Origin of the sequence: Burkholderia sp. Bp8984 (assembly GCF_003853755.1) — a bacterium.
In the GTDB taxonomy this organism is placed as follows: domain Bacteria; phylum Pseudomonadota; class Gammaproteobacteria; order Burkholderiales; family Burkholderiaceae; genus Burkholderia.
On sequence record NZ_QTQN01000044.1, the window covers coordinates 21232 to 43152 of the forward strand.

Annotated in this window: 18 protein-coding genes; 13 read left to right on the top strand and 5 right to left on the bottom strand. The window is 68.2% G+C overall.

From position 1 onward, the window contains the following. The first annotated feature begins 15 nt into the window (after nt 1-15). The 5 genes from DID98_RS31400 (at nt 16) to hydA (ending at nt 7265) form a co-directional block, all read left to right on the top strand. The gene (locus tag DID98_RS31400; protein WP_044847208.1) at nt 16-1296 is read left to right on the top strand and encodes a Zn-dependent hydrolase; all 1281 of its coding nucleotides are present in this window, start codon (nt 16-18) and stop codon (nt 1294-1296) included. A 129-nt stretch (nt 1297-1425) separates the two neighbouring features. Then, complete coding sequence (locus tag DID98_RS31405; protein WP_124571970.1) at nt 1426-2763, top strand: NAD(P)-dependent oxidoreductase; 1338 nt, start codon at nt 1426-1428, stop codon at nt 2761-2763. A 73-nt stretch (nt 2764-2836) separates the two neighbouring features. After that, nucleotides 2837-4153, top strand: a complete 1317-nt coding sequence (gene preA, locus DID98_RS31410) for an NAD-dependent dihydropyrimidine dehydrogenase subunit PreA (protein WP_124571971.1) — start codon at nt 2837-2839, stop codon at nt 4151-4153. Between the two features lie 99 nt (nt 4154-4252). Continuing rightward, nucleotides 4253-5761 carry an NCS1 family nucleobase:cation symporter-1 gene (locus tag DID98_RS31415; RefSeq protein WP_124571972.1) on the top strand — a complete coding sequence of 503 codons (1509 nt, stop codon included), beginning with the start codon at nt 4253-4255 and terminating at the stop codon, nt 5759-5761. 46 nt (nt 5762-5807) lie between these two features. Continuing rightward, on the top strand, nt 5808-7265 hold the full coding sequence (gene hydA, locus DID98_RS31420) for a dihydropyrimidinase (protein ID WP_124488511.1): 1458 nt from the start codon (nt 5808-5810) through the stop codon (nt 7263-7265). 65 nt (nt 7266-7330) lie between these two features. Here the strand turns inward: hydA and DID98_RS31425 are convergent, their stop codons facing one another. The 5 genes from DID98_RS31425 to DID98_RS31445 form a co-directional block, all read right to left on the bottom strand. Next, nucleotides 7331-8452 (bottom strand): aromatic ring-hydroxylating dioxygenase subunit alpha, encoded by a 1122-nt coding sequence (locus DID98_RS31425; RefSeq protein WP_124523193.1) that lies wholly within the window; start codon nt 8450-8452, stop codon nt 7331-7333. 221 nt (nt 8453-8673) lie between these two features. Beyond that, nucleotides 8674-9417: a peptide-methionine (S)-S-oxide reductase MsrA gene (gene msrA, locus DID98_RS31430; protein WP_124523620.1), complete on the bottom strand. Its 744-nt coding sequence runs from the start codon at nt 9415-9417 to the stop codon at nt 8674-8676. 81 nt (nt 9418-9498) lie between these two features. After that, on the bottom strand, nt 9499-11370 hold the full coding sequence (locus DID98_RS31435) for a cytochrome c biogenesis protein DipZ (protein WP_124571973.1): 1872 nt from the start codon (nt 11368-11370) through the stop codon (nt 9499-9501). A gap of 37 nt (nt 11371-11407) precedes the next feature. Further along, complete coding sequence (msrB, locus tag DID98_RS31440; protein ID WP_124523624.1) at nt 11408-11938, bottom strand: peptide-methionine (R)-S-oxide reductase MsrB; 531 nt, start codon at nt 11936-11938, stop codon at nt 11408-11410. A gap of 274 nt (nt 11939-12212) precedes the next feature. Continuing rightward, nucleotides 12213-12923 (bottom strand): IclR family transcriptional regulator, encoded by a 711-nt coding sequence (locus tag DID98_RS31445; RefSeq protein ID WP_124571974.1) that lies wholly within the window; start codon nt 12921-12923, stop codon nt 12213-12215. Nucleotides 12924-13089: 166 nt separating this feature from the next. Here DID98_RS31445 and DID98_RS31450 point away from each other — a divergent pair, with 166 nt between their 5' ends. The 8 genes from DID98_RS31450 (at nt 13090) to DID98_RS31485 (ending at nt 21919) form a co-directional block, all read left to right on the top strand. Further along, nucleotides 13090-13788 carry an RraA family protein gene (locus DID98_RS31450; RefSeq protein WP_124571975.1) on the top strand — a complete coding sequence of 233 codons (699 nt, stop codon included), beginning with the start codon at nt 13090-13092 and terminating at the stop codon, nt 13786-13788. Then, nucleotides 13788-14735 (top strand): hydroxyacid dehydrogenase, encoded by a 948-nt coding sequence (locus tag DID98_RS31455; protein ID WP_124571976.1) that lies wholly within the window; start codon nt 13788-13790, stop codon nt 14733-14735. Before DID98_RS31450 ends, DID98_RS31455 begins: the two co-directional genes overlap by 1 nt. Nucleotides 14736-14756: 21 nt before the next feature. Next, nucleotides 14757-15686: an SMP-30/gluconolactonase/LRE family protein gene (locus tag DID98_RS31460; protein WP_124571977.1), complete on the top strand. Its 930-nt coding sequence runs from the start codon at nt 14757-14759 to the stop codon at nt 15684-15686. 86 nt (nt 15687-15772) lie between these two features. Further along, nucleotides 15773-17152, top strand: coding sequence for an MFS transporter (locus DID98_RS31465; RefSeq protein WP_124571978.1), 1380 nt, complete (start codon nt 15773-15775; stop codon nt 17150-17152). Between the two features lie 46 nt (nt 17153-17198). Then, nucleotides 17199-18350, top strand: coding sequence for a porin (locus DID98_RS31470; RefSeq protein WP_059482873.1), 1152 nt, complete (start codon nt 17199-17201; stop codon nt 18348-18350). A gap of 10 nt (nt 18351-18360) precedes the next feature. Then, nucleotides 18361-19407: an amidohydrolase gene (locus DID98_RS31475; RefSeq protein ID WP_124571979.1), complete on the top strand. Its 1047-nt coding sequence runs from the start codon at nt 18361-18363 to the stop codon at nt 19405-19407. Then, the gene (locus DID98_RS31480; protein WP_124571980.1) at nt 19404-20684 is read left to right on the top strand and encodes an MFS transporter; all 1281 of its coding nucleotides are present in this window, start codon (nt 19404-19406) and stop codon (nt 20682-20684) included. Before DID98_RS31475 ends, DID98_RS31480 begins: the two co-directional genes overlap by 4 nt. Continuing rightward, on the top strand, nt 20681-21919 hold the full coding sequence (locus DID98_RS31485; RefSeq protein ID WP_124571981.1) for an MFS transporter: 1239 nt from the start codon (nt 20681-20683) through the stop codon (nt 21917-21919). The genes DID98_RS31480 and DID98_RS31485 overlap by 4 nt, the downstream gene beginning before the upstream one ends. The last annotated feature ends 2 nt before the right edge of the window (nt 21920-21921 follow it).

Sequence of the window (21921 nt, forward strand, 5' to 3'; positions counted from 1 at the left end):
ACAGGAGCGATACGAATGGACACGGTATCGGAAACAGTGAAGCGGGCAGGATTCGACACGTCGATCAAGGTCGACGGCAGGCGGTTGTGGGACAGCTTGATGGAGGTCGCGAAGATCGGCGCCACGCCGAAAGGCGGCGTCTGCCGCCTCGCGCTGACCGATCTCGACAAGGCCGGCCGCGACCTGATCGTCGGCTGGGCGAAAGCCGCCGGCTGCGCGGTGACGGTCGATACGATGGGCAACGTGTTCATGCGCCGCGCGGGCCGCGTGGCCGACGCGGCGCCGGTCGTCACCGGGTCGCACGCGGACTCGCAGCCGACGGGCGGCCGCTTCGACGGCATCTACGGCGTGCTCGGCGGTCTCGAAGTGATTCGCACTCTGAACGATCGCGGCATCGAGACCGAACACCCGGTCGAGGTCGTGATCTGGACCAACGAGGAAGGCTCGCGCTTCGCGCCGGCGATGGTGGCGTCGGGCGTGTTCGCCGGCGTGTTTACGCTCGAGTACGGGCTGTCGCGCAAGGACGTCGACGGCAAGACGATCGGCGAGGAACTCGCGCGCATCGGCTACGCGGGCGACGTGCCGTGCGGCGGCCGCAAGCTGCACGCGGCGTTCGAGCTGCATATCGAGCAGGGGCCGATTCTCGAGGCCGAGTGCAAGACGATCGGCGTCGTGACGGACGCGCAGGGGCAGCGCTGGTACGAGATCACGTTCACAGGCCAGGAAGCGCACGCGGGGCCGACGCCGATGCCGCGCCGCCGCGACGCGCTGCTCGGGGCGTCGCGCGTGGTGGATCTCGTCAACCGGATCGGCCTCGATCACGCGCCGTTCGGCTGCGCGACGGTCGGGATGATGCAGGTTCACCCGAACTCGCGCAACGTGATTCCGGGCCGCGTGTTCTTCACCGTCGATTTCCGTCATCCGGACGACGCCGTGCTCGCGAAGATGGACGCCGCGCTGCGCGACGGCGTCGCGCGCATCGCGGGCGAGATCGGGCTCGAAACCGAGCTCGAGCAGATTTTCTACTACGAGCCCGTCGCGTTCGATCCGGCCTGCGTGGCGGCCGTGCGCGACGCGGCCGAGCGCTTCGGCTACTCGCATCGCGACATCGTGTCGGGTGCGGGGCACGATGCGTGCTACCTGGCGCAGGTGGCGCCGACGTCGATGGTGTTCGTACCCTGCGTCGACGGCATCAGCCACAACGAGATCGAGGACGCGACGCCTGCGTGGATCGAGGCCGGCGCGAACGTGCTGCTGCACGCGATGCTGTCGCGTGCCTGCGAGCCGGCTTCATGACGGACGGGATATAGCGCGGCCGGCAGGCTGCGCACTGCGTGACATTGGCATTCCAAAGCATGACCGCCCCGACTGTGCATTCGCAGCCGGCGGGGACGGCTTTGTCTCCACCCAGTCGAAGGAACGCGTATGACCACCCAGCCAACCGGCGATATCGCCGCGCATCGCCTGTCGTCCACGCAACTCTCGTGCGAATTCGCCGATATCGCGCCGCTGCTCGATCCGACTGCCGCCGCGGCCGCCGCGAGCCGCTGCCACTACTGCTACGACGCGCCGTGCGTGCAGGCCTGCCCGACGCAGATCGACATCCCGGGCTTCATCCGCAAGATCGGCAACGGCAACCTGAAGGGCGCCGCGACCGACATCCTGTCCGCGAATCCGCTCGGCGGGATGTGCGCACGCGTGTGCCCGACCGAGATCCTGTGCGAAGGCGCGTGCGTGCGCAATCACCAGGATGCGCAGCCGGTCGCGATCGGCGCGCTGCAGCGCCACGCGACCGACTGGGCGATGGCGAGCGGCGCGGTGCGCTTCACGCGTGCGCCCGATACGGGGCGGCACGTCGCGGTGGTCGGCGCGGGGCCGGCCGGGCTCGCGTGCGCGCACCGGCTCGCGCTCGCCGGGCATCGCGTCACGCTGTTCGATGCGCGACCGAAGGCGGGCGGCCTGAACGAATACGGGATCGCCGCGTACAAGACCGTCGACGATTTCGCGCAGCGCGAAGTCGAGTGGTTGCTGTCGGTCGGCGGCATCGCGCTGGAGACGGGCGTCGCGCTCGGCCGCGACGTGACGCTCGACGCACTGCGCGAGCGGCACGACGCGGTGTTTCTCGCGATGGGCCTCGGCGGCGTGCGCACGCTCGCGATCGACGGCGAGCAATTGACCGGCGTGATGAACGCGGTTGACTTCATCGAGCAGGTGCGCCAGGCCGACGCGCTGGAGAACGTGCCGGTCGGGCGGCGCGTGGTCGTGATCGGCGGCGGCAATACGGCGATCGACGCGTCCGTGCAGAGCCGCAAGCTCGGCGCGCAGCGCGTGACGATGGTGTACCGGCGCGGCGTGGACGCGATGAGCGCGACCTGGGCCGAACGCGAATTCGCGCAGAAGTGCGGCGTCACGCTCGTCACGCACGCAAAACCGGTGCGCATCGCGGGCGCGAACGGGCACGTGACGGGCGTCGAATTCGAGGCCGCGTCGGGTGAGCGCTTCACCGTCGACGCGGACATGGTGCTGAAGGCGATCGGCCAGACGCTGGTGCCGGACGGTGTCGCGGCCACGCTGCTGACCGAGGACGGGTCGCGCATCGCGGTCGACGCGGACGGGCGCACGGCCTTGCACGACGTGTGGGCCGGCGGCGATTGCGCGGCGACGGGCGGCATCGACCTGACGGTGCAGGCCGTGCAGGACGGCAAGCGCGCGGCGGCGGCGATCGACGCGGCGCTCGCGCAGCGCGACGCCCGGGCCGCGTGAGCGCGCGATACGCACCTGCACCGCGGACCTCGCGCGCACCACGATAAACGCTCTCACCGACACGGAGCCGAACATGGCCGACCTTCGCTGCACCATCGCAGGCATCACTTCGCCGAATCCGTTCTGGCTGGCCTCCGCGCCGCCGACCGACAAGGCATACAACGTCAACCGCGCATTCGAGGCGGGCTGGGGCGGCGTCGTGTGGAAGACGCTCGGGCTCGATCCGCACGTCGTCAACGTCAGCTCGCGCTACGGCGCGGTGCAGTGGAACGGCCAGCGGATCGCCGGGCTGAACAACATCGAGCTGATCACCGACCGGCCGCTCGACGTGAACCTGAAGGAGATCGCGCAGGTGAAGCGCGACTGGCCCGACCGCGCGCTGATCGTGTCGCTGATGGTGCCGTGCAACGAGCGCGACTGGAAATGGATCCTGCCGCTCGTCGAGGATACGGGCGCCGATGCGGTCGAGCTGAACTTCGGCTGCCCGCACGGGATGAGCGAGCGCGGGATGGGCGCGGCGGTCGGCCAGGTGCCGGAATACGTCGAGATGGTCACGCGCTGGGTCAAGGAAGGCACAAAGCTGCCGTGTCTCGTGAAGCTCACGCCGAACATCAGCGACATCCGGATGGGCTCGCGCGCCGCGTACAAGGGCGGCGCGGACGGCGTGTCGCTGATCAACACGATCAACTCGATCGTCGCGGTGGACCTCGACCAGATGGCGCCGATGCCGACCGTCGACGGCAAGGGCACGCATGGCGGCTATTGCGGCCCGGCGGTCAAGCCGATCGCGCTGAACATGGTCGCCGAGATCGCGCGCGACCCGGAGACGCCCAACCTGCCGATCTGCGGCATCGGCGGGATTTCGTCGTGGCGCGACGCGGCCGAGTTCATGGTGCTCGGCGCCGGCAGCGTGCAGGTGTGCACCGCCGCGATGCATTACGGATTCCGGATCGTGTCGGATCTCGTCGACGGGCTGTCGAACTGGATGGACGAGAAGGGCTACGCGACGCTCGACGACATACGCGGCCGCGCGGTACCGAACGTCACCGACTGGAAATACCTGAACCTGAAGTACGACATCAAGGCGCGCATCGACCAGGACCGCTGCATCCAGTGCGGGCTGTGCCATATCGCATGTGAGGACACGTCGCACCAGGCGATCACCGCATTGAAGGACGGCGTTCGGCATTTCGAAGTGGTGGACGCGGCGTGCGTCGGATGCAATCTTTGCATGCATGTGTGTCCGGTCGAGCAATGCATCACGATGGAGCGGGTCGATGCGGGCGACTACGCGAACTGGACCACGCATCCGAACAACCCGGCGCGGGCTGATGCGGGTGCGAGCCCGGCGGAACCCGCGAAACACGAGAAGCACGCGAAGGCGGCCTGACCGACGTCCGGCGGCGCGGTATCGCCCGCGCTGCCGCTTGTGTCCTGTTCTGCCGGCATCGCACGATGCCGGCGTCGACGTTTACGTGGAGCGCATTCGATGAAACCAGCAGCGATTCCCGCCGAACCCGACAGCGCCGCGGCGCCGGCCGGCAGCCTGTACAACGACGACCTCGCGCCGACGACGGCGGCGCAGCGCACGTGGCGCTGGTATCACTTCGCGGCGCTGTGGGTCGGGATGGTGATGAACATCGCGTCGTACATGCTCGCGGCCGGGCTGATCCAGGAAGGCATGTCGCCGTGGCAGGCGGTGCTGACGGTGTTGCTCGGCAACCTGATCGTGCTCGTGCCGATGCTGTTGATCGGTCATGCGGGCGCGAAGCACGGGATTCCGTACGCGGTGCTCGTGCGTGCGTCGTTCGGCACGCAGGGCGCGAAGCTGCCCGCGCTGTTGCGCGCGATCGTCGCGTGCGGCTGGTACGGCATCCAGACCTGGCTCGGCGGCAGCGCGATCTACACGCTGCTGAACATCCTGACCGGCAACGCGCTGCACGGCGCCGCGCTGCCGCTCGTCGGCATCTCGCTCGGGCAGCTCGCGTGCTTCCTTGTGTTCTGGGCGCTGCAGCTGTACTTCATCCTGCACGGCACCGATTCGATCCGCTGGCTCGAAAGCTGGTCCGCGCCGATCAAGGTCGTGATGTGCGTCGCGCTCGTGTGGTGGGCGACGTCGCAGGCGGGCGGCGTCGGCTCGATGCTGTCGGCGCCGTCGCAGTTCGTCGCGGGCGGCAAGAAGGCCGGGCTGTTCTGGGCGACGTTCTGGCCGGGCCTGACCGCGATGGTCGGCTTCTGGGCGACGCTCGCGTTGAACATTCCCGACTTCACGCGCTTCGCGCATTCGCAGCGCGACCAGATGATCGGGCAGTCGATCGGGCTGCCGCTGCCGATGGCGCTGCTGTCGGTGGTGTCGGTCGTCGTGACGTCGGCCACCGTCGTGATCTACGGCAACGCGATCTGGGATCCGATCGACCTGACGAGCCGGATGACCGGCATCGGCGTGGGCATCGCGCTCGTGATCCTCACGCTCGACACGATGTGCTGCAACCTCGCGGCGAACCTCGTCGGCCCCGCATACGATTTCTCGAGCCTGTGGCCGAAGGCGATCTCGTATCGCGCCGGCGGCATGATCACCGCGACGATCGCGATCGTGATGATGCCGTGGAAGATCCTCGCGACGACGGACGGCTATATCTTCACCTGGCTCGTCGGCTATTCGGCGCTGCTCGGGCCGGTCGCGGGCATCCTGATGGTCGACTACTTCCTGATTCGCGGCACGAGGCTCGACACGCGCGCGCTGTTCGACGAGCGCGGCGACTTCAGCTATGCACGCGGCTGGAACCCGGCCGCACTGGCGGCGCTCGCCGTCGGCGTGCTGCCGAACCTGCCCGGCTTCCTGCACACCGCGTTCCCGGCGTCGTTTCCGAACGTGCCGGCGTTCTTCAACACGCTTTACACGTATGCGTGGTTCGTCGGCCTCGTGCTGGCGTCCGGCGTGTACGGCACCTGGATGAAGTGGCGTGCGGCGCAGCGCGCGCAGATCGCGAACGCGTGATGCGCGAACGCATGCGGCACCCGACAGTCAACGAGGAGGCAACGACATGGCAATCCTGATTCGCGGCGGCACCGTGGTCGATGCGGACCGCACCTATCGCGCGGACGTACTGTGTGCCGACCCGCAGGACGGCGGCACGATCCTGCAGATCGCCGAGACGATCGACGCGCCGGCCGGCGCGACGGTGGTCGATGCGCACGACCAGTACGTGATGCCGGGCGGCATCGATCCGCATACGCACATGGAACTGCCGTTCATGGGCACGACGGCCAGCGACGATTTCTATTCGGGTACGGCCGCGGGGCTCTCGGGCGGCACGACGAGCATCATCGACTTCGTGATCCCGAGCCCGAAGCAGCCGCTGATGGACGCGTTTCACGAATGGCGCGGCTGGGCCGAGAAGGCGGCCGCCGACTACGGCTTCCACGTGGCCGTCACGTGGTGGGACGAATCGGTGCACCGCGACATGGGCACGCTCGTGCGCGAGCACGGCGTGTCGAGCTTCAAGCACTTCATGGCGTACAAGAACGCGATCATGGCCGACGACGAGGTGCTCGTGAACAGCTTCTCGCGCTCGCTCGAACTCGGTGCGCTGCCGACCGTGCACGCGGAGAACGGCGAGCTCGTGTTCCAGTTGCAGAAGGCGCTGCTCGCGCGCGGGATGACGGGGCCGGAGGCGCATCCGCTGTCGCGCCCGCCGGAGGTCGAAGGCGAGGCCGCGAACCGTGCGATCCGCATCGCGCAGGTGCTCGGCGTGCCGGTGTACATCGTGCACGTGTCGTCGAAGGACGCGGTCGATGCGATCACGCGCGCGCGCAGCGAGGGGCTGCGCGTGTTCGGCGAAGTGCTGCCGGGCCATCTGGTGATCGACGAGGCCGTGTATCGCGACCCGGACTGGACGCGTGCGGCCGCGCACGTGATGAGCCCGCCGTTCCGCTCGGCCGCGCATCGCGAAGCGCTGTGGCGCGGGCTGCAGGCCGGGCAGCTGCAGACGACGGCGACCGATCACTGCGTGTTCTGCGCGTCGCAGAAGGCGATGGGCCGCGAGGACTTCACGAAGATCCCGAACGGCTGCGGCGGCGTCGAGGACCGCATGTCGGTGCTGTGGCATCACGGCGTGAATCAAGGCCGCATCACGCCGAACGAGTTCGTGCGGATCACGTCGACGAACGCCGCGCAGATCTTCAACCTGTATCCGCGCAAGGGGGCGGTGCAGGTCGGCGCCGATGCCGACCTGGTCGTATGGGACCCGGCCGCGACGAAGACGATCTCGGTGAAGACCCATCACCAGCAGGTCGACTTCAACGTGTTCGAAGGGATGACGGTGCAGGGCGTCGCGACCCACACGCTCACGCGCGGCGCGCTCGCGTGGGCCGACGGCGAGCTGCGTGCGGTGCGCGGTGCGGGCCGTTACCTGAAGCGGCCGCCCGCGGCCGGCTACTACGAGGCCGCGCGCATCGCGAACCGGCTGCGCGAGCCGCATCCGGTCGAGCGCGCCGGCTGAACGCGCACGAAACCGGCGCGAGGCCGGTTCGCAACGGGTTCGAAACGGGCACGCGCGCTGCGCAGTCAGCGCGCGTCGCCCGTGTTTGCCTCGCGGATCGGAATCACGGTGCGCGCGCCGCACTGGCGCAGCAGGTCACGCAGTTCGTTGATGACCGGAAACACCTCGTGGTTCCAGTCGGCGCCTTGCCGGTCGTGCGCTTCCTGCTCGCGCTCGACGATCCAGCGATCCTCGCGGAAGATCCGCTCGGTGAACCACACGAGCAGCGGCCACGCGAGATCGAGCGCGAACGGAATGCCCGGCTTGTGGATCGACAGCAGTCCGAACGTGCGGTTGGTGCGCTGTTCCGCGTCGAGCGGCACGTAGACGATCCACAGGTCCATCACGAGCGTGCCTTCGCTCGAGCGGATCTGCAGCGTCTGGTACGGGTAGCCCGTGCGCACCGTCATCACGCTCTTGTCGGCCTGGTCGGTCGGTTTCTTGCTGGCGCCGAACACGAGCGCCTCGCCGACCGGCTGCTTGCCTTCCATGCGTGCGAACGTGTAGTCGACCTCGACCCAGTCGTCGCCGCGCCGGCGGCCGACGCTGCGTGCGCGCATCTGTCCCATCTGCTTGCGATGCAGGAACTGATGGTTCATGTCCATCAGGTTCTCGTGCATGAACGAGTAGTGGCACTTGACCTCGCGACCGAAGCGGCGCGTCTTGTACGCGGGATCGTCCGCCGATTCCAGCGCGGGGAACGGGCGTTCGTCCGCGAGCGTCGCGTCGCCGGGGAACACGAAGATCAGCCCGTGCGCCTCGCGGCACGGATACGCGCGCACGCCGTTGGGCAGGCGCTCGCGGCCGAGGTACGGCACGTCGACACAGCGGCCGCTGTCGCACGCGTAGGTCCAGCCGTGGTAGCAGCAGCGCAGCGTTTCGCCGCTCACGACGCCCGCATGCAGCGGCACCTGGCGGTGCGCGCAACGATCTTCGAGCGCGTAGACGGCGCCGGATTCGGTGCGCACGAGCACGATCGGATCGCCGGCGAAGCGCACGCCGAGCGTCTTGCCGCGCTTGAGTTCGCGCGACCACGCGAGCGGATACCAGTGATCGGGATGGATGGGCACGCGGCGCAGGTCGCGCACGACCGAGCCACTGGACGGTTCTTCGAGAGCACTGCTGTCAGACAAAGGCACTGCGCGCATGCGTGACGCCTCCTGGCTGGCTGGAGAGTTCCGAGCGCCGCGCGGTGCGCGGCGGGGGACTGATCTGGAGAAGTCTACGCGAAGTTTGCCCGCGAAGCTGACCCGATGCGGGTTTGCCCGGCCCGGACAGCATGCGTTTCGTTGACGCAGCGCAAACGCGGGCGGCGGCGCGGGCCGGCCGGGTCAGCGCGTACACCGGCCGCCGCGGCGCCGGCGGTCCCTCACAGGCCGGCGTCGCGCCACAGCACCGCGTCGGCGCGGTACAGCGCCGGAAAGCGCTGCTTCAGCCCGGCGACCTTCGGCAGGTCGTTGAACGCGATGTACGGCGCGTCGGGATGCAGCTCGAGGTAGTTCTGGTGATACGCCTCCGCCGGATAGAAGCCCTTGTACGGCTCGACGCGCGTGACGACGGGCGCCGGGAACGTGTGCGCGGTGCCCAGCTGCGCGATGTAGGCGGTCGCGACCGCGCGCTGCTGCGCGGTGGTCGGGAAGATCGCGGAGCGGTATTGCGGCCCTTCGTCGGGCCCCTGACGGTTGAGTTCGGTCGGGTCGTGCGCGACCGAGAAGAACACCTGCAGCAACCGGCCGTAGGTGACCTGCGTCGGGTCGTAGACGATGCGCACCGATTCCGCATGGCCCGTCAGCCCGCTGCCGACCAGCGCGTAGTGCGCGGTTTCGGAGGCGCCGCCCGCGTAGCCGGCCGTGACCTGCTTCACGCCCTTCACGTGCTCGAACACGCCCTGCACGCCCCAGAAGCAGCCGCCGGCGAGCACGGCCGTTTCCTCGTGGGAGGCGCCCGGGGTTTCGTCGAGCGTCGGCGCGGGCACGGAGCGCATCGGTTCCGCGGAACTGACGACGCGCTGGTAGCCGAACACGGCGGCGGCCGCGATGGCGATCGCGCCGATGCGGCGCAGCATGGCCGCCCGCCGCCGCGGTGCGGAATCGCGAGTGGATGTCGGAATCATGAGTTGCTCCTTCGAAATGCGGGACGGAATGAGGTGGACGGCAGGCGGCGCGCGTGACGGCGTCCGCCACTGCGTGCGCGTTCAGCCGAACGTAAACGCATAGGCATCGACGCCGGCATCGAGAAACTCGATCGAGAACGTGCGGTCGGCGATCGCGCCCGGTTGCCGGACGAGCTGGTACAGGCGCTGGCCGGTGACGGTGCCGTAGCCCTGCGCGTCGACGTCCGTGCCGTGTGCCGCGCCGGGCGCCGCGCCGTCGAGCGTCACGCGAAAGCGCACCGGCCTGCCGTTCGCGCCCGGGCCGAGCACGAGGTGCAGGTCGCGCGCATGGAAGCGGTAGACGATCCGGCCGACCGGTGCGGCGAGCGTCGCGCGCTCGGCGCCGACTTGCCATGTGCCGGCGAGGCCCCAGTCGTTCAGGTCGGGATGCGCGGGCGCGTCGTAACGGTGTGCCGCGTCGCGCACGACACCGCCCGGCGACGTGAAGTCGTCCGCGCGCGCATAGCCGACGTAGGTTTCGGGCGAGCGGACGTCCGCGCTGTCGGCCGCCGCGAGCGCGCCCTTCGCGGGTGCGCCGGCGAGCCCGAGCGGCACGTTCAGCGCTTCCGGGTGACCTGCTTCGGCGAGCAGCGACTGGATCGCGCGTTCCGACTGCGCGTATTCGCCTTCGCCGAAGTGGTGGTGGCGGATCCGCCCTTGCGCGTCGACGAAGTAGTGCGCGGGCCAGTATTCGTTGCCGAACGCGCGCCAGATCGCATAGCCGTTGTCGATCGCGACCGGGTAGTCGATGCCCAGGTCGTGCACGGCCTTCTTCACGTTGCCGATGTCGCGCTCGAACGCGAACTCCGGTGCGTGCACGCCGATCACGACGAGGCCGTACGGCGCGTACTTGCGCGCCCAGGCGGTCGTGTACGGCAGCGTGCGCAGGCAGTTGATGCACGAATACGTCCAGAAATCGACGAGCACGACCTTGCCGCGCAGGCCGGCCGCGCTCAGCGGCGGCGAATTCAGCCACTGCACGGCGCCGTCGAGCGACGGCAGTGTGCCTTCGACGGGCAGCGCGGCCGGTGCCTGCGGCGCCGGGGTCGTGCCGGCGGTGCGCATCATCGCGGCGCCGGCCGCCGGTGCATCACCGGACGTCGCGGCCATCATTGCGCTGGCGGGCGCGGCACCGTTGCCGCCGGCGGTATCGCTGGTCGCGGACGTCGCCGCCGGCGCGCCATGCGAGCGGCCGCCGAGCCGGTCGACGAGCTTCGTCTCGAGGCCGCCCGTCGTGACGGTCGACAACTGCGCGAGCGCCCCCGTGTCGAGGCCGAGCGCGATCGCGCCGACGCCGGCCAGCAGCGCCGCGCCGATCCCGCGCTTGATCCATTCGCCGGCGCCGAGCGAGCGCTTCATCGCGGCGAACACCTTGCCGCCGATCACGAGCGCGACGCCGAGCGACGTCGCCGCGCCGGCCGCATACGCAACCAGCAGCAGCGTCGTGCCGACGCTCGCGCCGCGCAGCGCGGCGCCGGTCAGCACGAGCCCGAGGATCGGACCCGCGCACGGTGCCCACAGCAGGCCGGTTGCGACGCCGAGCAGCAGCGACGACGCGGGGCCGGCCGGGCGGCCGTCACGCTGCGCGAACCCGGTGAGGCGGTTGCCGGCCGCGACGAGCGGGCGCGTCAGGTGCTCGGCGAAGCGCGGCAGCAGCAGCGTCAGGCCGAACACCGCGAGGAGCACGATGGCGAGCCAGCGGCCGGCCTGGTTGGCCTGCGCGACCCAGCCGCCGCCGACGGCGGCGAGCGTCGCGACGACGGCGAACGTGAGCGCCATGCCGATCAGCAGCGGCAGGCCGGTACGCACGAACGGCTGGTCGGCGCGCGCGAACACGAACGGCAGCACGGGCAGGATGCACGGGCTCAGGATCGTGAGCACGCCGCCGAGATAGGCGAGGACGATGAGCAGCATGGAGCGGTCTCCGGTCGTTCAGGAAGGCGGCGGCCCGTCAGGCGGCGGCCGGGTGGAAGGCGAGCGCGAGCCCGTTCATGCAGTAGCGCAGGCCGGTGGGCGGCGGGCCGTCGTCGAACACGTGGCCGAGATGGCCGCCGCAGCGGCGGCAGTGCACTTCGGTGCGCGACATCCCGTACGACGGATCGAGCGCGGTCGCGACCGCGTGGTCGAGCGGCTTCCAGAAGCTCGGCCAGCCGGTGTGGCTGTCGAACTTGGTGTCCGACGAGAACAGCGCGAGGTCGCAGCCGGCGCACGCGAACGTGCCGTGGCGGTGCTCTCCGTTCAGCGGGCTGCTGTACGGCGGCTCGGTGCCGGCGTCGCGCAGCACCGTGTATTGGGCGGGCGTGAGGCGGCGGTGCCATTCGGCGTCGCTGCGGGTGATCTCGAACGGGGCGGCCGTCGGTCCGGCGGCGGGCGGCGCGGCGAACGCACGGCCGACCAGCGCACGGCGGCCCGTCGACGACAGCGCCGCGAGTGCCGCAAGGCCGGTCGCGCCGGCGAACAGCAGATGTCTGCGGGTGGGCATGATGGGCTCCTGGAAGCAGGTCCTGAAAACATGCGCACAGAGTAGGTGGCGGGCGGTGTCGAAGTCCTCACGGAAAGTTAAATGAATCGTGATATCTGGGGTGTTCCGTGGGGGGGGCGGTGGAATCTGAGGTTGACCCGTTTCCGTGAACGGTTGGGCAGTTAAATTTTAAGCAGGCGGAACTCCTCCGTTTGGCGTGGCGTTGTACGAAGGCGTCCGCAGCCGGGCGACGAACGGCTCGTCGACCTGAATCCTGCCTTTGTCAAAGCGGCGATCAGGTGCCGTAGATGTTCTCGCAGAGCGCGACACTCGCGCCCAGCTTCCGGGATAGATCGGCGGCCGCGTCCAACTGCGGCCGATCCAGCTCGCCCGACTCGTGCGCGACGCTGAGGCGAGACGCAGGACCGGAAAGCGTCAGCGCCGCCATGAACTTGTCGCCGGCGCCGAACACAGGCACCGCGAACGCTGCCGTGTGCACGTCGCGCGCACCCGCGGTGAAGAGGGGCAGTGCAGGCGGCGCGTCATAGATCGGCTCGCCGAGCCCCCAGAAACGGATCACCTGGCTGATGGCCGTGTCATCGAGCGGCAGTATCGTCCCCGCAAGCCGCGTTTCACGTAGACCTTCGGACGGCTCGGCCCGAAACAGGCAAAGCCGCTGCCCGTTGTCGTGCACGTAGTACGATGCGCTTTCTTTCGTCAGCGCGGCGAGCGCATGCAGCGCCGGTTCAACCACCGCGGACAGATGGAACGACTGCTCGTACAGCTTGCCCAGGTACAGCACGCGATGCCCAAGCGAATAGTTGCCGGACTGAGCGCGCACGACATAGCCCATTCGCTCCAGTGAGTTCATCAGGCGATAGACCGTCGTCTTATGCATGCCGGATGCCTGCGACAGCATCGCGAGCGACTGCGATTCGGCGCCGGGCTTGAAGCAGTCCAGCAGCGAAAGCGCCTTTTCCACGGCAACGACCCCTTCATTTCCCATTGCTCGTCTCCCATCGACATTTGCCAAGGCATTGTACAGGGTAAAACGCAGGTTTACCACGTAAAAGGGTAAACGCCAGTGTCACGGCGCGCGTCATCTGGCTATAGTGATTTCACCACGTACACCAGTGTTGTACAGAGTACAACGATCAACCTGAGGTCGAATCATGAGCAAGCCATCCGTCAGCACTTCCCCGATCAATCGCGACATCGAGCGCGTGTCGCCCGAGCTCGTTCAGGCCGCCGCGCGCTATCAAGCCGCGATCCTGGCCGACGTCGCCGGCCGCCGCGGCACGGTGCATGGCCGCGTGCGGCCGTTGTCGCCGAAGATGAAGGTCGCCGGCCCCGCGGTCACGGTCGAAGTCCGCGCGGGCGACAACCTCGCGATCCATGCGGCGCTCGCCGTCGCGAAGCCGGGCGACGTGATCGTGGTCGACGGCAAGGGCGACATCTCGTGCGCGCTGCTCGGCGAAATCATGGCGGCGCAGGCGAAGGCGAGCGGCATCGCCGGCATCATCATCGACGGCGCGGTGCGCGACGCGCACGAACTCGCCAACGGCGACTATCCGATCTTCTCGGCCGGCCTCAATCCGTGCGGCCCGACGAAAAGCATCGCGGGCCGCGTGAATGCGCCGATCTCGCTGGGCGGCACGACGGTCAATCCGGGCGACCTGGTGGTCGGGGACACCGACGGCGTCGTCGTCATTCCGCGTGCCGACGTCGCGCGCATCGTCGATCTCGCGCAGAAAAAGCTCGACTTCGAAACCGCGCGTATCGCGGCGATCCACAAGGGCGACCTTCGTCCGGGCTGGATCGAGAAGGAACTGCGCGCAGCCGGCATGCTGGCCGAAGGCGAGGCACTGTGATGCAGACCGCTTCGCACAAGCCCGTGGTCCTCGTGACCGCCGCCGACCTTGCACCGCAAGCGCTCGACATGCTTGCGCAGTTCGACGTCGTGTTCGCCGGCAAGCAACCGACCGAGGACGACATCGTCACGCTCTGCACTCGGCACAAGCCGGTCGCGATCATCGTCCGGTACGGCAAGATCAACGCCCGCATCATGGACGCGGCCGAAAACCTGCAGGTGATTTCGAAGCACGGCAGCGGCATCGACGTGATCGATCAGGACGCTGCCGCCGCACGCGGCATCGCGGTGCGCGCCGCGGTCGGCGCGAATGCGGCCGCCGTAGCCGAGCACGCATGGGCGCTGCTGCTCGCGTGTGCGAAGTCGGTTCCGCAGCTCGATATCCGCATGCGCGAAGGTCATTGGGACAAGTCGACGCACAAGTCCGTCGAACTCGACGGGCGCACGCTGGGCCTCGTCGGACTCGGCGCGATCGGCCGGCGCGTGGCCGCGATCGGCGCGGCGTTCGGCATGAAGGTGCTCGCGTTCGATCCGTTCGCGAAGGAAGCGCCCGCCGGTGTGAAGCTGGTGCCGCTCGACACGCTGTACGCGGAGTCGGACGTCGTGTCGCTGCATTGCCCGTTGACGGCCGACAACCGCCGGATGCTCAACCGCGACACGCTCGCGCGTTTCAAGCGCGGCGCGATTCTCGTCAATACCGCACGCGGCGGCCTGATCGACGAAGCCTCGCTTGCCGACGCGCTGGCGAGCGGCCACTTGCACGCGGCCGGTCTCGACAGCTTCGACGTGGAACCGATGACGGCGCCGCACCCGTTCCAGCAGATCCCCAACGCGATTCTGTCACCGCATATCGGCGGCGTGAGCGATGCCGCGTACGTGAACATGGGGAAGGGCGCGGCGGCCAACATCCTCGCGGCGCTGGACGAACGCGCGCACAGCGCGGCTTGAACCCTGAACATCGAGGTACGCATGTTTTATCTGACGAGTCCCGACGTGCGCGAAGCCGAAGTATTCACGCGCATGCCGGAGAAGTTTCGCAAGCCGGACGTCCGCACGGAATGGGCGCGCGCGAACCGCGGCGGAATGGTCACGGATTCCTTTCTCGAAGGGCCGGTCTGGGATCCGGACGGCTATCTGTTCGTCACCGACATTCCGCATGGGCGCATTTTCCGCATTTCGTCGTCGGGAGACTGGGAGCTCGTCGTCGAATACGACGGCGAGCCCAACGGGATGAAGCGCTTCGACGCATCGCACCTGATCATTACCGACTACCGGAACGGCCTGATGCTGCTCGATACCGCGCGCGGTGAAGTTCGCCCCTATCTCGAGCGCCGCAACACCGAGCGCTTCAAGGGCGTGAACGACCTGACGTTCGACTCGGCCGGCAACATCTATTTCACCGACCAGGGGCAGACCGGGCTGCACGATCCGACCGGCCGCGTGTATCGGCTGTCGCCCGACGGCAAGCTCGACATGCTGCTCGGCACCTGCCCGAGCCCGAACGGGCTCGTTCTGTCGCGCGACGAGAAAGTGCTGTTCGTCGCAATGACGCGCGGCAATTCCGTCTGGCGCATGCCGCTGCAGGCCGACGGGGCGGTCAGCAAGGTCAGCCAGTTCTTTACGTCATACGGCCCGAGCGGCCCCGACGGTCTCACCGTCGATCTCGAAGGCCGCCTGTTCGTCGCGAATCCGGGGCTCGGCCGCGTATGGGTGCTCAACCACTACGCGGAGCCCGTCGAGATCCTGACCGGACCGAAAGGGGCATCGCTCACCAGCGTGTGCTTCGGCGGCCCGGACATGAAGACGCTTTTCATCACCGAATCGACGTCCGGTTCCGTCCTGAAAGCGGACATGGCCATTGCCGGCCCGCTGCCGAAACAGGCAGCGAGGAAGGACTGAGACCCACGAGCCGGGAAGCCGCTCGCCGGCTTGCCGCCCGTATGCCGAAAGATCGCGCCGCCAGCCGCGCGACGAAGGAGACAAGCATGACCATTTCGCACGCGCTGCATGCCGGCGATGACGCACCGCGCGCCGACGCGCCATCCGCGGAGCGCCTGGCCGGCGACGATTACGCGGCCAGCGAGCGCACGCTCGCCAAGGCGTTCCGGCGCATTCTGCCGTTCATCTTCGTCTGCTACGTGATCAGTTATCTCGACAGGACCAACGTCGGTTTTGCCGCGCTCACGATGAACAAGGATCTCGGCCTCACGGCCGAGCAGTTCGGTGTCGGTGCCGGCCTGTTCTTCATCGGCTACTTCCTGTTCGAGATTCCGAGCAACCTGATCATGCAGAGGGTCGGGGCGCGCGTGTGGATCGCGAGAATCATGATCACGTGGGGCCTGTTCTCGATGGCGACAGCGTTCGTCGTCGGACCGAAGAGCTTCGCGGCTGCGCGCTTTCTGCTCGGGCTCGCCGAGGCGGGGTTTACACCCGGCATCTATCTGTATTTCACGCACTGGTTTCCCGGCAAGTGGCGCGCGAAGGTGACGGCCGCGTTCCTCGTCGGCATTCCCGTCGCGAACATGATCGGCTCGCCGATTTCCGGTGCGCTGCTCGAATTCGGCGGCCTGCATGGGCTGCGCAGCTGGCAGTGGCTGCTGCTGATCGAAGGCGTACCGGCGGTGCTGCTCGGCATCGCGTGCCTGTTCGTGCTGGCCGACCGTCCCGAGAAAGCCGCATGGCTCAGTGACGAAGAGAAGGCGTCGCTCGCGAAGCGCCTCGCGTTCGAACAGCGCGACATCGGCGCGAAGCACGGCAGCAAACTGCGCGACGCGATGACGAACTGGCGCGTGTTCGTGCTCGCGTTCATCAACTTCTGCGGGATCGTCGGCTCGCTCGGGGTCGGCTTGTGGATGCCGCAGATCATCAAGCAGTTCGGCGTCGAACACGCGGTGGTCGGCTGGCTGACCGCCATTCCGTATGCAATCGGCGCCGGCGTGATGCTCTGGTGGGCGCGTCTCGCCAATCGTGCGGCCAACCGCATTCCGTATGTTGCCGGTGCGCTTGCCGTCGCGGCCGTCGCGTTGTGCGCGAGCGCCTTCATTCATGCGCCGGTTTTCAAGCTGATCGCACTGTGCGTCACGGTGAGCGGGATCCTCGCGTTCCAGGCGACTTACTGGGCCATCCCGTCAGGATTCCTCACCGGACGCGCCGCCGCCGGCGGCCTCGCGCTGATCGTGTCGGTCGGCAATCTCGGCGGCTTCGTCGGGCCGTCGATGATCGGCGCGCTCAAGCAATTTTCCGGCGGCTTCACCGCGCCGCTCATCGCCGTGTCGGGTGTGCTGCTGCTCGGCGCGCTGACCATCGCATGGCTCGGCGATCCGGGCTCGGGCGCCGGCGAAGCGCGCGCAGCCCGCCAGCCGTGAATTTTCCTTCCTCAGGTCAACCCACAAAAAACAGTTTGGAGACTCCATGTTGTTGAATCAGGCCAGCCAGAATGCCCGCCCGAAATCCCGCCTCGTGCTCGGCGCCGTCACCGTCGCGAGCGCGACCTTGGGGTGCGGTGCCGCGCATGCGCAAAGCAGCGTCACGCTGTACGGCATTGCCGACGTCGGCATCGAACACATCAACAATACGAGTACCGGCGGCGGGCAGACGCGCGAAGCGTCGGGCAATCTGTCCGGTTCGCGCTGGGGACTGAAGGGCGTCGAGGATCTCGGCGGCGGCATGAAGGCCATTTTCCAGCTGGAAAGCGGCTTCAACATCAATGACGGCACGACTGCGCAGTCGACGAAGGGCCTCGGCTCGAACGCCGCCACGACGTCGCGAATTTTCGGCCGGCAGGCGTGGGTCGGGCTGTCGTACCGAGGTCAGCAGCTGACCTTCGGCCGCCAGAACTCGCTCTTCTACGAACAGGCCGTGGCGTTCGACCCGATGGGCGCGTCGTCGCGATACTCGGTGCTGTCGCTCGACTACGCGGCGGCCGCGCGTATCGACAATTCCGCGAAGTACACCGGCGTGTTCGGTCCGCTGACGGCGCAGGCGATGTATAGCACCCGCTACGACACCGGGTACGGCGCCGAGGTGCCGGGCGCGCAACTCACCGGCCGCTTCTTCAGCGGGGCGCTGACTTTCGCGCAAGGACCGTTCGCCGCGAGCGTGTCGTACGAGCAGCGCAACAGCAACACCGTCGCGACCAACACGGGCACCGAGCGGCGCGCCACGGCCGCCGCGTCGTATGCGATCGGACCGGTGAAGGGGTTCGCCGGTTATCGCTATCTTCACGCGTCTAACGCGTTTCTGCCGGCAAACCCGATCCGTATCGCGAACGGCTCCGAAGCCAGCGCGGCGAACCTGTACTGGGCCGGCGCGCAATACGCGGTGTCGCCGGCGTTCGTGGTCACGGCAACGGCCTATTACCAGGACGTGCATTCGACGAGTGCGGACCCGTGGCTCGCCGTGCTCTGTGCGGACTATCTGCTGTCGAAGCGCACCGATATCTACGCGACGGCGGGTTTCGCGCGCAACAAGGGCGGCTCCGCGCTTGGCGTGAACGGCTATGGCACGGTCGCACCCGATCACAACCAGACGGGCGTGGTGATCGGCATGCGCCAGAAGTTCTAAGGCGAGTGCGATGCAGACCGTTCACGCACCCCATCTGCCCGTCAGGCCCGAGTGGCTCGCATTGCGCGACGAGCCGGTGCTCGAACCCGAGCTTGCGATCGTCGACGCCCATCACCACCTGTGGGACCGCCAGACCGGGCGCTATCTCGCGGACGAGTTCGGCGCGGACGTGCGCAGCGGGCATCGGGTCGTGTCGACGGTCTACGTGCAGTGCCGCTCGATGTTGCGTGCAAGCGGGCCGGACGCGTTCAGGCCGGTTGGCGAAGTGGAATTCGCGAGCGGCGTCGCCGCGATGTTCGACAGCGGCGCATACGGTTCCGCGCGGTGCTGCGAGGCCATCGTCGGCGGCGCCGATCTGTCGCTCGGCGCGGAGCTCGATGCGGTGCTCGACACGATGCTGCAGGTGTCCGGCGGGCGATTGCGCGGGATCCGCAATCCGCTCGCGTGGCATGCGAGCCCCGACGTGCGATCGAGCCCGGTGACGCCGCCGCGCGACCGGATGTCGGATCCGGCTTTCCGGCAGGGCGTGGCGGCGCTCGGCCGCTACGGGCTGTCGCTCGATGCGTGGGTCTATCACACGCAGCTCGACGACCTGTACGAACTCGCGCGCGCATGCGAGGGCGTCACCATCGTCATCGACCATTTCGGCGGTCCGCTCGGCGTGGGCCCGCATGCCGGTCGACGCTCGGAAGTGCATGCGCAATGGAAACGGCAACTTGCGCGTCTCGCCGCGCTGCCTAACACGCGCATGAAGCTCGGCGGCGCGGGCATGACCGTATTCGGCTTCGACTTCACCGCGCGCGACCTGCCGCCGTCGTCGCAGGAACTGGCGGCGGCGTGGCAGCCGTATTTCGACACCTGCGTCGAATGCTTTGGCGTCGATCGCTGCATGTTCGAAAGCAATTTCCCCGTCGACAAGGGGATGTTCAGCTATCGCGTGCTGTGGAACGCCTTCAAACGACTCGCGTCCGCGATGTCGGCCGACGAAAAGGCCGCGCTGTTCAGCCGGACGGCCGCATCGACGTACCGCGTCGCGATTCCCGGAGACAACCCATGAAGACGAGTGCAACCGTGGCGACGCAGGACCTGGAGTCCGCAGCCGCGAAAAAAGGGTCCACGCGGATGACCGGTATCGAGTGGCGTTCGCTGTCGCTCGCAGGGCTCGGCTGGACGTTCGAGAGCTACGACTCGTTCCTGCTTTCGCTGCTGCTGCCGACGCTCGCGCTGCAGTTCGGGCTGAGCAAGGCGCAGCTCGGCATTTTCACGAGCGTCACGGCGGCCGGACAGATCATCGGCGGCATTCTGTTCGGCTTCGTGTCGGACCGGATCGGGCGCGTGCGCACCGCGCTGCTCTGCGTCGGCATCTACTCGCTGTTCTCCGGCCTGATCGCATTTGCGCCCGACGCGCACGGGTTTGCCGCGTTGCGCTTTTGCGGCGCGCTCGGCATGGGCGGGACCTGGACCGCCGGCGCGGCGCTCATTGCGGAAACCTGGCACCCGAGCCGGCGCGGCAAGGGCGGCGCGCTGATGCAGATGGGCTTGCCGATCGGCGCGATTCTCGCGATCGCGATCTCGGGTGTCGTCAGTGCCGCGCATGGCGGATTGGGCGGCGACAGCTGGCGTCTGCTGTTCCTGATCGGTGCATCGCCGTTCTTCATTCTGTTCTGGGTCGCGCGCAAGACGCCGGAATCGCCGATCTGGCTCGAACGCCGGCACGCGAAGTCGCAAGCCCGCAAGCCCGGCACGGCAGGGCACGAGAAGCTGAACGTGCGCGGCCTGCTCACCGCCTTCTGCTTCATCTTCTTTCTCCAGTACCTGTACTGGGGCGTATTCACGTGGACGCCGACGTTCCTCGTCACGGTGAAGCACCTCGACTTCGTGCATAGCCTGAAGTTCGTGCTCGCACTGCAGTTCGGCGCGATCACCGGGTTTCTGCTGTTCTCCGCATGGGTCGACCGGATCGGCCGGCGGCCGATGTTCCTGGCGTACCTGCTGGTCGGGGCGATGGCCGTCGGCGTGTACATCGTGTCGGCGAATCCGTTGCTGCTGATGAGCGCTATCTTTCTGACCGGCTTCAGCGTGAACGGCATCTTCGCGGGTGCCGGCCCGTTCCTCGCCGAGGTCATCGGCAACACGGCATCGCGCGGGTTCTTCATGGGCCTCGCGTACAACGGCGGCCGGCTCGGCGGCTTCATCGCGCCGTTGGTCATCGGTGCGCTGGCGTCGACGTCGGGCGGCTTCGTGCTCGGACTCGCGACGACGATCGTCGCGTTCATCGCCGCGGCCGTGGTCGTGCTGTTCGCGCCCGAAACGCGCGGGAAGGCGCTGTCATGAACGTGGCGACGCAAGCGGGGTGGGTGAGCAGGCTGTTTCCCGCGCTGTCGGAGGCATCGCTGCGGCGCTATCTGAGCGGGCAGGTCGCGTCGGTGCTCGGCAGCTGGACGCAGAACGTCACGCTGAATCTGCTGATCTATCACCTGTCCGGCTCGGCGGCGATCCTCGCGCTGCTCAACTTCCTGCTGTACGGGCCGCAGCTGATCGTCGCGCCGGTGGCAGGCTCCCGCATCGGCTCGGCCAATGCGCGCCGCGTGACGCTCTGCGTGCTGACGACGTCGCTGCTGCTGACCAGCAGCCTCTTCACGCTGTCGCTGCTCGGCCTGCTCGGCGTGAAGCTGATCCTCGCGCATGCGCTGGCGATCGGCGTGTCGAGCGCGGTGGAAACGCCGGCGCGGCAGGTGCTGCTGCTGACGAGCCTGCAGGATGCGACGCACACGTCCAACGCGGTCGCGATGAACACGATGGTCTACAACGTCGGGCGCATGGTCGGCCCGACCATCGCCGGATTCGTCTATCCGACGCTCGGGCCCAGGACGTCGTTTGCGATCTATGCGCTCGCGCTCTGCTTCATGGCGACGTGCGTGCGGTCGATCCGGACCGCGTCGGTGGAGCGACCGTCGCGCGCGGAGAGCGGCCTGCGCGACGCGGTCGGCTATGTGCTGTCCGATGCGTTCTCGGCCCGCTATCTGCCGATTCTCGCGTGCATCGGCCTGTTCGCCGGCAGCTACCAGACGCTCGTGCCGCTGCTCGCGGACCACGGCTTTCACGACGCGGCTCGCTTTACCGGCGTGTTCTTCGCGTGCGCCGGCGCCGGCTCGTTGAGCGCGGCGGTGCTGCTGTCGTCGGCGTTCGGGCCGCGCGCATCGCGCCGCTTCATCGCGTATGCGCCGTGGACGGCCGTCGGCGCGCTGGCCGTGCTGGCCGCGACGACCGATGCGGCGGGATCGATCCCCGCGTTCTATGCACTCGGCTTCAGCCTCACGTTCGCGGCCACGTCGACGAACGCGACCATTCAGCGCCAGTGCCCCGAACACGTGCGCGGCGGGCTCGTCGGGATGTACGGCATGGCCTACAACGGCACGATGCCGTTCGGTTACCTGCTCGTCGGCAGCGCATCCGAAGCGCTCGGCGTGCGACACACCTTCGCCGCCATGGCCGCCGTGCTCGCGTGCGGCGTCATTGCAGTCACCGCGTGGCAACGGTTCACAAGTTCGCGCTCAGGCGCACAATAAAC